We start from the raw sequence: 13307 nt of genomic DNA on the forward strand, positions 1-13307 counted from the left end.
CCAAGATGACCGTCAGTCAGGGGTTTCCATTTCAGCGCTGTTACTGTCTGCTGCTCCGGAGAGTCCACCCACCCGAGCTCTGCCACACCATGAGAGCGCGGGCCCGGGAACGGCAGGAGTTCAGGTAGCGGCGGCGCCACAGGAGGCCGGATGGAGGTACCGCCACGAAGTGCCCACAGAGTGCATGCCTGGCGGATGAGTGGAGCGGCGGCATCTGCCGGGGTGACGGATACTGTTGCAGCATCGCGGTGTAAAGGCGTGCACGGGGCGGCCAGCACATCAAGGGTTGCTTCGACCGTCAGATAGCAGTCAGCTGTCGCTGCCGTTCCCGTCAGTGCTGCCGTTTGGAATTCTTCGGGCGGGTCAGTTCCGCGGGCAAGGAAGGCTCGGCCAGGAATCCCCACCGGAATCCTGGCAGCCGCACCTGAGTTGATGATGTCCGCTGATTCCAGGTCTGATTGGACCCGAAGGGCAATGCTGGTGGTCACATTGGCCCGGATATCGGCTGTAATCGCACCCTGCGGGCGTTGGGTTGCCATGATGAGGTGCAGTCCCAGGGACCGGCCGATAGCAGCAATTCTCATGAGTTCGCTAAGTGCTTCCGGCGCTTCTTCTACCAGCATCCTGAATTCATCAATAACCAGCACTAAGTGGGGTAGGGCCGGCGCCTTTCCGGTTGCCGTGGCCCGGTAGCTTACGAGATCGGGGGCTTGGGCCAAGGCGAGAAGTTCTTCACGGCGGCGGATTTCCGCGCGGAGGGAGACCAGAAACCGATCAAGTTCATGCTGCGACAGATCCGTCAGCATTCCGACGCAGTGCGGCAACCCCGATAAAGGCCCAAGGCCGGAACCGCCCTTGAAATCCACAAAGAGGAAATTGACGCGATCGGGAGGAAACGACAGGGCAAGGGAAATGGTCAGGCTGCGTAGCAGCTCCGATTTACCTGAACCGGTGGTACCGGCGACCAACAGGTGCGGCCCGTCCGCCTGCAGATCAAAGAAGCGCGGACCGGATGCTCCGATGCCGAGACTGACGGGGAGACCCCGCATTTCCCGGGATTTATCCCAACGCAGGGCGAGTTCGGAGTCGGAGAGAGCGAGCACATCTTCCAGCAGACAGGCTTCCGGTACACGTTCTCGTGCGGCACCATCATCCTGCGGTGGATTGGAGGCGACCCGCCGGCAAAAGTTACTGAAAACCTGATCGGGAACGAGATCAGCCACAAAATCAATGCGGCCGGCGGCTCTCGTCAGCCGCGCCATTCCTCCGCTCAAATCGATATACGGGCCATTCAGGTCGGTCGGAAGTCCGCCCCGTGCATTGAAGCAGTGGAAAACTTGCCAGCCGTTGTCCAGCGCAGCGGAAAGGACTTTGTCAGCCTCGCCGGAACTCGGAAAACTCTCCATCATGATGAGCACTCCATGGTCGAATCCCTGACCTGGGCCAGCAGAAAGATTCGCCAGACAGGCTGCGGTTTGAGTCACCAGGGAGACCTGGGTAAGAAACCGGGCAGCGAGAGGGAGTTCCCGGGCTCCCCCGAGGATCATGACCCGGGTTCCCCCGCCAAGCGGAAAGGCTGAGAACTGCATGACGAGGGACCTGACAAGCCCTGCCACTGCTTCGTCCGGCCCTTGTATCCGGGTCACGCCGAGTCCTGGCTCAAGACTGACAGCCATTGATCCCAGCAGGGGTGGGCGAAAGCCAGGGTCGGCGGGATCTGTTCGCACGTTTGCCGGTTGGGTCGCGAGTCCCAGCCGTAGAGAGACGCCACCTTCCCCAGCTGATGCGGGCGTGGGCCGGGGACCGGAGTACAGGGTTTGAAGGACAACGTCGGCAGCTGAAGGTGCGGACCGCCGTCGTCGTTCCTGGTCGTCTTTCACTGCCGCCTCCACTGCCCTTTTCAGGTCGTGGCGCTGGCGCCTGCCGGACATGACGGGAAACAGAATGGAAAGGGTCGAAACTGCAGTAAAGGCCAGGAACATCCACATTCCCGTGATCACGGCAAGGCCTGTTCCGATGACAATGGGAAGCACCGCAGTAAGGATCAACGTCCCGCGGTTACCGGCTTCGGCCTTCCTGCCGACGATCAACGGCTCGGCCACGTTGCTGCCTGCTTCAGCATAAACATGCTGGTCAGTGGAAGACCCGCCGAAGACGATGCTTAGCGTTGAGTGGCCGCAACGTATGAGGGAGTTAGTGAAGACGTTGGAGCTCTTAGCCCTTTTGTCATCCACCGTTGTTCCGTTCACACTGCCAAGGTCAGTGATGGTGACGTTTGCCTCCGATACCTCCAGACGGGCGTGCTCCCGCGACAACTCGGCATCGGCAATGAGGACCTCCGTACCGCTGCGGCCAATGCGGACGGAACCCCGGCCCAGGGGCACCACAGTGCCTGCGCCCGGGCCACCATGGACTACCAACATCAAGCCGAGGGACGAAGGCCCCGGATTTCCGTGAACGGGCGCTTCGTTTCCGTCCACCAGGACAACTCCGGGGACAAGCGGGGGAACACCAACGGTCATCCCCGCAATGGGCGAACCTCCCGCAAAAAGGGTCCGAGTGCCGTACTTCTGCGAGACGGCGTCTTGAAGCTCCAAGCCGGTGCAGCCGGGTGGCGCCGTGATAGTCAGTTCGAGGGGATCGCGGGTAAGCCCGGAACCATGGCTGCGAACGAGCGTGCATTCGAGCTTCATGGTCTTCCTCGCTTTTACCGGTGCGGTCCTGACCCACGCTATGGCCTGGTCGGCAACTTCGAACGGCCCCGCCTTCACTATGTGGATAACGTCCTGCTGCAAGTTCCGATTCGCGGTGAGTGCGCCACCCTCGGGTAGGCTAGAGCAGCAGACAATGCCATACGTTGTGCTGCCCGCATTCGAATCAGGAGATTTTGTGACCGCTGACCTTGTCATCGTAGGGTCAGGCTTTTTTGGCCTGACAATTGCAGAACAGGCCGCCACGGAGTTGGGCTTGAAGGTCGTTGTCATCGACCGGCGCCACCATATCGGCGGCAATGCATACAGCGAAAAGGAAGAGCAGACAGGCATAGAGGTCCACCGCTATGGGGCCCACCTTTTCCATACCTCCAACGAACGCGTCTGGGAGTATGTAAACCGCTTCACAACGTTTACGAACTATGTCCACAAGGTGTATGGCGTGCACAAGGGCGAGGTCTATTCCCTGCCCATCAACCTGGCAACCATCAACCAGTTCTTCCGCGCAAATCTCACACCGGGCCAGGCCCAGGCCTTGATTCAGGAGCAAGCCGGAGAACTTGCCGGAACGGATCCCCAGAACCTCAATGACAAGGGCATTCAGCTGATTGGACGCCCACTCTACGAGGCCTTCATCAAGCACTACACGGGTAAGCAATGGCAGACGGATCCCAAGGATTTGCCGGCCGGAATCATCTCGCGGCTTCCGGTGCGGTACAACTACGACAACCGGTACTTCAATGACAAGTACGAAGGCCTTCCCACCGACGGTTATACCGCGTGGATTGAAAAAATGGCCGATCATCCGAACATCGAAGTTCTACTGAACACCGACTTTTTTGATGATTCACAGGAATACAGCAAGGACAAGGTCGTCGGAGAAATTCCGGTCGTCTATACAGGTCCCGTGGACCGGTATTTCGACTACGAGGAAGGCCGTCTCTCCTGGCGGACAATTGATTTCGAGGAGGAAGTGCTCGACGTCGGCGATTTCCAAGGTACGTCCGTCATCAACTACAACGACGCCGACGTCGCATACACGCGCATCATTGAACCGCGCCACTTCCACCCCGAGCGGGACTACCAGACGGAGAAAACCGTCATCATGCGTGAGTTCTCCCGTGCAGCGGAACAGGGTGACGAGCCCTACTACCCCATCAACACTGCGGCTGACCGTGATCGGTTGTTGAAGTATCGCGATCTGGCGGCGGAAGAGAAGAGCGTCCTCTTTGGAGGGCGCCTGGGCACGTACAAGTACCTCGACATGCACATGGCAATCGGATCCGCCCTGACTATGTTTGAGAACAAAATACGGCCCCACTTCGAAGCGGGAGACCAGTTCGAAAGCGGAGGAGTGGACGCATGAGCCAAGACGCCTTGGCTGCACCCGACAAGGGTGGCGGCCTGTTTGACGTGCTTCGCCGCCGGGACCTTCTTCGCCTGATCGTCCGAAAGGAACTGAAGGTCCGCTACCGGAGTTCCGTACTCGGGCTCCTCTGGTCCTATGTCAAGCCTGGCGTGCAGTTCGTCGTCTTCTACTTCGCGCTCGGTGTGTTCCTGGGGCTGAACAAGCAGCCGAACTTCGTGATTTACATGTTCTCAGGCATCATCCTCGTCAACTACTTCTCTGAGGCCTTCGGCCAGGCAACCCGTTCAGTGGTTGCCAACGCCGCCTTGGTGAAGAAGATCTACTTGCCGAGGGAACTGTTCCCTGTTGCATCCGTTTGGGTCGCCATCGTCCATTTCCTGCCCCAGATGCTGATTCTGCTGGTGGCGTGTTTCTTCTTTGGATGGACTCCGACTATCCCCCAATTGATAGGGGCAGCGGGGGCATTCGTGATAGTGACCATGCTGTCATTGGGCCTCGGACTCTTCTTTGCCGCGGCGAACGTGCTTTTCAGGGACTCTGAAAACATCGTGGACCTCATGCTCATGATGGCTACCTGGTTTTCGCCAGTACTCTATGCCTGGTATCTGGTCCGGGACACGCTTGGAGAAACGTTCTACTTCTTCTATCAGCTCAACCCCATGACGATCGCCGTGGAACTGTTCCACGCAGCATTCTGGTCTCCGACCTCAGCAGTCAGGCTGGCGCCGGAGGGTGCAAGGCTTCCCGAGAACCTTCTTTCTTTGTGGCTTCCCGTGGGCCTGTTGATTTCATTGCTGATCCTGGCCGTCGGACAGTCAGCCTTCCGACGCCTTGAGGGCAGATTTGCGCAGGAGCTGTGATGGGTTCAGAGGCTATTGTTGTTGAAAATGTCTCAAAGCGGTTCAACCTCCGCCATACCAGGTCCCTCAAAGAGACCGTTGTGTGGCTGCTGAAGGGACGCCGCGGCGACCTGTCCTCCACTTTCATGGCTCTTGACGGGGTAGACATCAATGTGGAGGTGGGGGAGTCCGTCGCACTGCTCGGACTTAACGGCTCCGGAAAGTCCACCCTGCTCAAGCTGATTTCGGGGGTCATGACAACTGACTCGGGTACTGTTCGGACCCGCGGCAAGGTTGCCGGCTTGATTGAGGTGGGTGCAGGCTTCCATCCCGATCTGACGGGCCGTGAGAATGTCTTCCTTAACGGAGTGATTCTCGGGATGACCGAGAAAGAAACCGCCGAGCGCTTTGACGCCATCGTGGAATTTTCTGAGATCGGAAAGTTCATCGATACGGAAGTGAAGTTCTACTCCTCGGGGATGTTCCTGCGGCTGGCCTTCGCGGTCGCCGTACACACCAACCCGGATGTCTTCCTCATCGATGAAATTTTGTCCGTCGGCGATGAGCCGTTCCAGAAGAAGTGCCTTGCCCGTGTCCAGGAGCTGCGTGATTCCGGTTGCACACTGGTAGTCGTCAGCCACGACCTGGATATGGTGAGCAAAGTCTGCGACCGGGGAGTGGTGCTGCGGCAAGGTAAGAAGGTGGCAGACGGGCCTATTGGAGAAGCTGTCTCGCTGTTGCGGGAAGGCTGAGACGGAACCGAGGCATGACAATGATGCAGGGAGTACACATGACCAGGGCCCGACAGGTCTTCGAAATTATTGACGACGGCGGCTCCGGCCTTGATGGGGCCGAGGAACGCCTCTCGCCACGGGAACTTTGCTTGTTGGCCGGCGCGTTGAACTACCATTCGCTGGTACAGCCAGGCCGGGAATTCAGAGCTGTTGTGCTCCGCGGACCGAACGAGTCGTTCCCGAGACTGACCGGCGATTCATGCCATCGTCTGGAGTGGCCCGCCGACCGGACCGTGGTTTGCACGGTTCAGGTTCGCAGCACTCTCAATGGCACGGCACCTGACAACGCCCCGCTGGTGCCGCTGGTCATTGACCTTGGCGGAGAACACCCTGGTGGGGGAACTTCTTACTACAGCCGTGCGGGTCTAAAAGCAAAAGTCCTGAGGAGGGCACGCTTTGGTGCTCCCGTTGCTTTTGATGCGTTGCGGCAAGGTCTCACGGATTACTACGAAAAGCGGATTACTTCCAATCGTCGGCCTCCCCGGATTGCACGGGTCGAGTCGGCTGCCCCGCTGCAAGGGCTTGCCGGAGAAGACAGGCCGCCGGCGATTGTGTTTGGACTGCACTGGCTTGAAATGGGTGGAGCGGAACGATGGGCGCTTGAATCCATTGCTTTGGCCAAAGAGGCCGGGTTCCTTCCCATCGTCCTCACTGACAGGGAATCTTCCCACCCGTGGATCGTGCGTCCGGAGCTGGAAGGCGCCTTGGTTGTTCCGCTGGATCTGCCGCTGCCTGGTACAGAGGAAGTTGATCTTTTGTTGGCCCTCACCAGGGAGTTCTCGGTCCGGGGAATCCATGTCCATCACAACGGCTGGCTCTACCACCGGCTCGCGTGGTTCAAGGCGATGGACCCGACCATCCAGGTGGCGGACTCCTTGCACATCATTGAGTGGCGCACGGGTGGGTTCGTCGAGGTTTCCATCAAGCTCTCCAACGCTATTGACGTTCACCATGTCATCTCGCCCCAACTCCGTGACTATATGGTGCTGCAGCGCGACATTCCCAAGGAACGGGTGGCGTTGGCTCCGCTATACGGACTCCATGAGGCCGCACCCGTGCAGCAGGCGAAGACCGAGAACGGGAGGCCTTTCACCGTCTCCTTCATCGGCCGCCTGAGCCAGCAAAAGCGGCCGTACCTGTTCCTGCGCTATGCACACCAGCTGAAGCGGTCCGCTGGCAACGTGCGTTTCATCATGCACGGCGACGGCGCGTTGTCCGATGAGGCCACTCAATTGGTGTCCCGCTATGGGCTCTCGGATTGTGTGGAGTTCAGAAGGCCGCCGCGGGCAGTTGACGATACGCTGACCGAATCGGACCTGTTGGTGATTTCTTCAGATAATGAGGGATTGACTCTGACTACTTTTGAAGCCACTGCCCATGATGTCGCAGTACTTTCAACGGATGTCGGATCGCAGGCCTCCCTCGTCTCCTCCCGCGCACTCGTGCCGCGTCAGCCGCTGGCATTCCTTAAGGAGGCTGTGTCCCTTACGAAGGAGATCATGGAATCCGAAGAGCTGCGTGAACAAATCGTCCAGGAGCAGCGCGAGAAGATCGAGTCCCTGAAGGAACTCCCGGAAGCGCGTTTGTGGACAAAGAAACTGTATGAAGGATGGAAAGCATGACCGACAAGGTCGCAGCGGTAGTTGTAACGTACAACCGGGTGGATAAGCTCGGGAAAGTCCTGGATTCGATCCTGGCCCAGACACGGTCAGTTGACCAGCTGATTGTCGTCGATAACGCCAGCACGGATTCGACGCCGCAGCTGTTGTCGGTCTACGACGATGATCCCCGGGTCGAAATTGTCCGGCTCAGCACCAATACCGGTGGTGCCGGAGGATTCGCTGCAGGCATGGAACGGGCCTACGAAAGAGGCGCCGACTGGGTCTGGATCATGGACGACGACTGCTACACCACCGAGACTGCGCTGGAGAAGCTGCTCGAGGGTCATGCAGAAGCAGAAACGGAACTGGGACGGCCCGTTCCGTACAGCTGCTCACTGGTGCGATACACCGATGGTTCCATCTGCGAAATGAACAATCCGGGTACCACCTGGGACTGGGGCCGCCTGATCGCCAAGGGTCTGAATTCGGTTCTGATCACCAATTGCTCTTTCGTCTCCGTACTCATCCCGCGTCGATCGATCGCCAAGTATGGACTCCCACTGGTTGAATACTTCATTTGGTTCGATGACATGGAGTACACGTTGAGGATCAGCGCTGAGGGACCCGGTGTTCAGATTCTGGACAGCGTTGCAGTCCACGATATGCCCGAAAATCGGGGCGTGAACTTCGGTGACCTTAACCCGGGGAATGCCTGGAAGTTCTATCACGGTGCCCGAAATGAGTCCTCATACCGATGGCACCATGACGACAAGCTTGCCTGGGTTCAGTTTGTGGTCACCACCTACGCCTGGATGGTCAGGGCGCGGGTAGGGCGCAGGCTTCAGCTCGGAGTGGCGAAACGTATTCTTGAGGGCCTGAAATTCGACCCCAAGCCCAAGATGGCGCGGAGCGTCCGCTAGACCGCCTACTGTGAATTCAGGGCCCGGCCAGTGCCGGGCCCTGAAGCATTTAAGAGGCCCTGAGGCTCCTAAGATGCGGCCAGGCAGCTGAAATCACTGCAAGGGGTACAAGGACAATGCTTCGGTTCGTTTGCGTGCAGACAAGCCGAGAGCGAGTTGCCGGAAGTGGGAGTTGCCCATTGGCTCCGGCAGGTTCTCCCCGCTCTTGGCAGCGGCGTACGCCCAACCGGTTCCCAGCTCCAGCAATGATTGATGCTTGACGTCGTAGTAGTCATCAAGAATGCCAATCGCCACGCCGCGCGCCCCTGCAGCAGCGGCCATCATATGGGGATGAAACCTCGATGTGTACCAGACCTGACCGGTTCGTACTGGCAGACCGTCGTTCCAGACAGAGAGGAACGGAACGAAGTTCTCCTCGGGGATCAGCCCTTCCAAAGCATCGAACATGCGTCGGTCAGAGCCAGGGATCGCTTCCATATAGCCGACTGACAATCCGTTAGCCAGTGACTTCTCCACCACCAGATGAAGCTTGTCCCGCAGCCGGGTGAATGTCTCGTCATCGGTCATGTCGCTTTGGATACAGAGCATGACATCTTTTGCCCTCGACTGGACTGCCTCCGAGCCGGCGGATCGCTTCAGCTCGTGCGGGAGGCCCAGGAACACGTCATCCAACCCCACCTCAAGCCCGATGGCTCCGGCACTCGCTGCGTCCCGTACGCTGGCACTGCTGAATGAAGTGACAGCAGATTTGAGCTGCGCGGCGTTTTCCGGGAGAGGCATGAGGCCAAGTCCCGAAGCGATCAGGCGGGCCCCGTTCAGTCTTCCCGCAGCGGCCATTCCCGCTACCAGTCCAACGTGGTCAGGCCAGACGCCGTTGACGTATCCACCGCCCAGGAGATGGATAGTGTCCGCCTGACCCAGAGTCATCAGGCCGACGTCGTACATAGGGGTTCCGCCATGGGAAACGATGCGGTCCACATGGTCCCAAACACCTTGGGCAGACTGATCCGGTGACTCCGCGCAGGAACGCCAAAGGGTGTTCGTGGTGCGCAGGTGAGGGTGGATTCCGGCAAACAGCGCGCTGGCAGTGCCTGGTTGAGGGCAGTCCAACCAGATGGAAGCGTCCGGGCGCACCCTTGCCAGGAACCGCAGCCACGACGCTACGATCAACTCGTCGCCGTAGTTCGGGTTCCCCGCGGACGCAACGAGATAAATATTAATGCCCATCCCCCGAAAGTATCATGAAGGGAGAGGGCCATACGCCGCTCGGGCCGGAGCCATCGAGCCGGTGGCTATCCGGTATTCTTGACAAGGTGCCCTTCGTCCGGCGCTGTTGTCCCTGAATGATGAAACGCGAAGGAACTGCGTGCAAACGAACGCCGTGTTAGAGACCCCGCCCCGAACGGCCACGGCCGCAGTGCAGCAGGTGCACGCTCTGACTGGCGTCCGCATTGTGGCTGCAATGTGGGTTGTCCTCTTCCACGTTCGGGGAAACATAGCTGCTGAATTCCCTTGGCTTGACGCGGTTATCGGTCCTCTTTTGGCACACGGAGAGCTCGGCGTCGACCTCTTTTTCGCGCTCAGTGGCTATGTGCTGGCGCTGAACTATGGCGAGCGGATGGGGATCCGGCTGGACCGTCAGGCCACCGTCAAGTTTTGGTGGGCGAGGCTCGCGCGTGTGTGGCCGGCCTATGCCTTCATGCTGGTATTTACCGCAATCTGGCATGGCATTCTTCTGGCCCGCCAGAGCGCAGACCCTGTGGCCGTGAAGGACTACAGTATTGCGAGTTTCCTGCGGCAGCTGACCTTGGTGGTGCAGTGGACGGAGCCGGGGTTTGACCGCCTTACCTGGAACGGCGCCGCGTGGTCTGTGTCCGCGGAAGCGTTCGCGTACTTGTTGTATCCCATCATCGCGTTGCTAATTTTTCGGCTCAACAGGGCGTTCAGTACCCGCTCGCTGGTTGTTATGGCGGGCGTCGTGCTGTTCCCCGTCGTCTTTTTCTCCTACGTCCTGGGCCTTTACGGACCATGGATGTGGGTTTTGCGGATTCTCTGCGCCTTTACCGCCGGAGCTTTGATGTTCTACATCGTCCGCCGCCTGCCAGACACCGCACGTATGCGAATGCTCGCCAGCCATCTGCTGGTTGTGGCCATCGTCGTCCTGGTGGCCGGATGCTATTTCATGCACCTCACGGGGCGTGCCCGGTACGTGGGTCTTCTGATCCCCGTCCTTGTCATGATGGTGGGAACACTGGGCGTGGCAGACAGGCACATTGCACGCTTGCTTGGAACGCGGGCCCTGGTGATCGGCGGGATGGCGTCCTACAGCATCTACCTGGTCCACATGCCGCTGATCGAGATCTTCTGGAAGATGCAGATGACGTTTCCGGAGGCTCTTGGGACTGGGACAGTAGGTGCAAAGGTTGGCTTTGCTCTGATGCCGGTGGTTGTTTCGGTCCTTGGATACATGCTGTGGAGGCATTTTGAAGAGCCTGCGCGTCGCAAGATGCGCGTGATGTCCACCCAGCAAATTCCTGAACGGGCCGTAGACGACCCTGCGCTCGGCCACGATAAACCTACCGCGGCCGAGCGGAACGCCTCTTAGACGGTGCTTTCGACGGCAAGCTCATGGCCCATCCGCTTGCCAAGCCGCAGGTAGGCAAGTCGCCGCGCATAGGACATTCCTATGGCCTTCAGGTTTCCGATGTAAAGATCCGTCTTGCTGAGGATTCCCGGATGCTTTGCCGCAATCTCCCGGTGAAACGCAATAGCCTGGTCTGACTGCTGCTTCGCGAGCCGGACGCTCCATTGACTGGCGCTGATCCGGAATGTCGCCAAGCTTTTCCGAAGAGCGACCACGTCCCCGTGCAGGCAAATGCGGGCATACGTTGCCTGGTCGATCAGATAAGGGTTGGTGTTGTCCCAGCCGCCTTCCTGTTCGATGAGTTCACGGCGGAACATCACGCAGGCCGGTTCACCGAAGATATTCGAGCCAGCCAGAACGGTCGCGCGTACCGCCTTGACGCCACTGACGAGCCCGGAAATGCCCTGCAATCCCCGGCTCTTAATGAAAACGTCGCCCTTCGAGTCCACAAGGTCTCGTTGGGAAGCCACAAGGACAGCACTGGGATTGGAATCAAAGGCTGCAACCTGCTCCTCGAGAGCCGTCGGAGCGATGAGATCGTCACCACAGACAAGTTTGACGTACTGGCCACGCGCTTCGGAACTCACGCGGTTCCAGTTGGCCTGCGCGCCGCCACCCGTGGGAGTGGGCGAGAGAATCCGGAGGCGGGGGTTGCTCCGATAGGTCTCGATGACTTCGGAGGTTCCGTCAATCGAGGAATGGTCCGCGATCACCACTTCATAATCGTCGAAGGTCTGGTTCAACACCGACTCAAGCGTTTCCGCAATGTATTGAACGTTGTTGTAGGCAGGGATGACTATGGAGACTTTGGGGCTCATGCCGTTTCTTCCTCTTTGGTTCCATGGGTGGGTGTGCTTGCTGCCGGGCGGGACGGTTCCCTGCGGCGAAACGAGAAGTATCGGTGGCCGAAGTAGCTGATGCAGACCGAAAGCACAGTGATAGCAATCTGGGTGGGGATCCGTGGGAACTGAAGGATGTCTGCAAAGAGTGACAACAGCACGATGTTCACCAACAGGGATGTCAGGTTAACCAAGGCGAATCTACCGAGGTCCAGCCAGACGTGGCCCTTTACCCGGAAAACGAGCTTCCGGTAAACAAAGAACACCGAAATGAGGGACACGAGCCAGGAAGCCGTAAGCAGCACAAAAGACGGTGACTGCGGGAAGGCCAGGGCAAGGACAATAAACAGTCCGGTGCTGAACGCGGTGTTGGCACCGCCGACGATCAGGAATGCGACGCGTTGGTCCTTGATGATCTTAAGCAGGGGTCCCGGCGGGCCCGAATGAATACCGCGGACCGGCTCATCCTCGTCGGGTAATGGGGCCGTTGTCACTATCTCTCCTCGTTCCATGGTGCCTTCGCTGCTACTCCTACCGGTTCGGAGGGATTTGTTGATTTATCTTGTGGCTCGTCAAAATCCTGGGCGTCAGGGCCGGACGTCCGGGCAGCAGGGGGTAGATTTCCTGTTTGTGGATGGTCACGCCGTCGTCTGAGGGCGAACAGCACCGACCAGGTGGCCCCGAGGAGCAAAGCTGTACCCAAGGCTGCCAGTTCGATGTTCCAGCCCGGCGGCTGGAATGAAACAGTGACCGTCTTGCCGATCATGTCCGGTGCCACGTCAACCGTCAGGAGGTATCCGCGCAGGGGGTCGGCAAGTGTTCCGCCATCGACGCTGTAACCAGGCCACGCAATCCTGCCGAGGGTGACCTTGCCGCCGTCGTTTCCGACCTTGGTGACTTTGAAACTGACAGAAGAATCCTCATTCTGAACCAGCTCTACGTCCGTTCCTTCCGACGAATAGACGGGAGCGCCTACATTGCCCAGAGGTGCGTCCCTGGTCCACATGACGGTGTTAGGCGTGCGGGATGCCACACTCCAGCCCGACGGGAGTGTCACCTTGGCCAGTTCGAGGCCCTGCGTGTCCGCGGCGTCCCGAACAACCTGCACGGTGTCTATCCGCAGGAGATCTGCGAGTGGTTTTCCTGAGGCCGGATCAATTTCGAAAAGTTTGGTTGTCAGCTCCCGGCATGTTTCGCCGCGGGAAATGATGCAGAGGTCCTTGGAATACGCCGCGTTCTGGATGGGACTGTATAGGTTGTGAACCGGAACGGGGTTCAGGTACCACATGTTGCCAACCAGGGTCTCATCCCAGGCTGCTCCATCAAGGGATGACGGGGCACCCACCACGATCGCCTGGCCTTCGGCGCCTTCGAGCTGCTGTCCGTACTTGGACGTGTCACCAGGCATCTTGAAGTCCTGGACCGGTGGTGCAGGGAAATAGTTGTGCTGGGGGAAGGCAAGCGCCAGCGATGTGGCCACCAGTATCCCCGCGAAGACGCCTTCGGCTCTTCTCGCACGATCCACTTTCCAGAAGACAAGGACGATGACGGCGAAGCCTGCTGCCATGATCAGGAACATTCTGGCACTGA

The 13307-nt window shown here is 59.0% G+C and carries 10 protein-coding genes and 1 pseudogene; 6 read left to right on the top strand and 5 right to left on the bottom strand.

The features are described from left to right. The coding region (locus RIN13_RS18710; RefSeq protein ID WP_309108822.1) for an FtsK/SpoIIIE domain-containing protein at positions 1–2693 on the bottom strand (2693 nt) is incomplete at its 3' end. Positions 2694–2889: 196 nt separating this feature from the next. Here RIN13_RS18710 and glf point away from each other — a divergent pair. Genes glf through RIN13_RS18735 form a run of 5 tightly spaced genes read left to right on the top strand, consistent with a single transcriptional unit; the run spans position 2890 to position 8234 of the window. Continuing rightward, entirely contained in the window at positions 2890–4077 is a 1188-nt protein-coding gene (gene glf, locus RIN13_RS18715; protein ID WP_309108823.1) for a UDP-galactopyranose mutase, read from the top strand. Further along, the gene (locus RIN13_RS18720; protein ID WP_309108824.1) at positions 4074–4940 is read left to right on the top strand and encodes an ABC transporter permease; all 867 of its coding nucleotides are present in this window, start codon (positions 4074–4076) and stop codon (positions 4938–4940) included. The genes glf and RIN13_RS18720 overlap by 4 nt, the downstream gene beginning before the upstream one ends. After that, complete coding sequence (locus RIN13_RS18725) at positions 4940–5671, top strand: ABC transporter ATP-binding protein (protein ID WP_309108825.1); 732 nt, start codon at positions 4940–4942, stop codon at positions 5669–5671. Before RIN13_RS18720 ends, RIN13_RS18725 begins: the two co-directional genes overlap by 1 nt. Before the next feature lie 38 nt (positions 5672–5709). Further along, a complete protein-coding gene (locus tag RIN13_RS18730; RefSeq protein ID WP_309108826.1) occupies positions 5710–7335 on the top strand; it encodes a glycosyltransferase in 1626 nt (541 codons plus the stop codon). Further along, positions 7332–8234, top strand: coding sequence for a glycosyltransferase family 2 protein (locus RIN13_RS18735; RefSeq protein ID WP_309108827.1), 903 nt, complete (start codon positions 7332–7334; stop codon positions 8232–8234). The genes RIN13_RS18730 and RIN13_RS18735 overlap by 4 nt, the downstream gene beginning before the upstream one ends. A gap of 93 nt (positions 8235–8327) precedes the next feature. Here the strand turns inward: RIN13_RS18735 and RIN13_RS18740 are convergent, their stop codons facing one another. Continuing rightward, positions 8328–9461 carry a polysaccharide pyruvyl transferase family protein gene (locus tag RIN13_RS18740; RefSeq protein WP_309108828.1) on the bottom strand — a complete coding sequence of 378 codons (1134 nt, stop codon included), beginning with the start codon at positions 9459–9461 and terminating at the stop codon, positions 8328–8330. 139 nt (positions 9462–9600) lie between these two features. On the opposite strand from RIN13_RS18740, the gene RIN13_RS18745 reads away from it, so the two are divergent. Beyond that, complete coding sequence (locus RIN13_RS18745; protein ID WP_309108829.1) at positions 9601–10839, top strand: acyltransferase; 1239 nt, start codon at positions 9601–9603, stop codon at positions 10837–10839. Here the strand turns inward: RIN13_RS18745 and RIN13_RS18750 are convergent. The 3 genes and pseudogenes from RIN13_RS18750 to RIN13_RS18760 all read right to left on the bottom strand — a co-directional run. Continuing rightward, positions 10836–11696, bottom strand: a complete 861-nt coding sequence (locus RIN13_RS18750; RefSeq protein ID WP_309108830.1) for a glycosyltransferase family A protein — start codon at positions 11694–11696, stop codon at positions 10836–10838. The two genes, RIN13_RS18745 and RIN13_RS18750, sit on opposite strands and share 4 nt — an antisense overlap. After that, positions 11693–12211 carry a GtrA family protein gene (locus tag RIN13_RS18755; RefSeq protein WP_309108831.1) on the bottom strand — a complete coding sequence of 173 codons (519 nt, stop codon included), beginning with the start codon at positions 12209–12211 and terminating at the stop codon, positions 11693–11695. The genes RIN13_RS18750 and RIN13_RS18755 overlap by 4 nt, the downstream gene beginning before the upstream one ends. Next, a pseudogene (locus RIN13_RS18760) lies at positions 12211–13307 on the bottom strand (hypothetical protein); the annotation flags it as partial. The pseudogene RIN13_RS18760 and the gene RIN13_RS18755, both read right to left, overlap by 1 nt.

The sequence above is a fragment of the Arthrobacter sp. genome, from assembly GCF_031179985.1.
Taxonomy (GTDB): domain Bacteria; phylum Actinomycetota; class Actinomycetes; order Actinomycetales; family Micrococcaceae; genus Arthrobacter.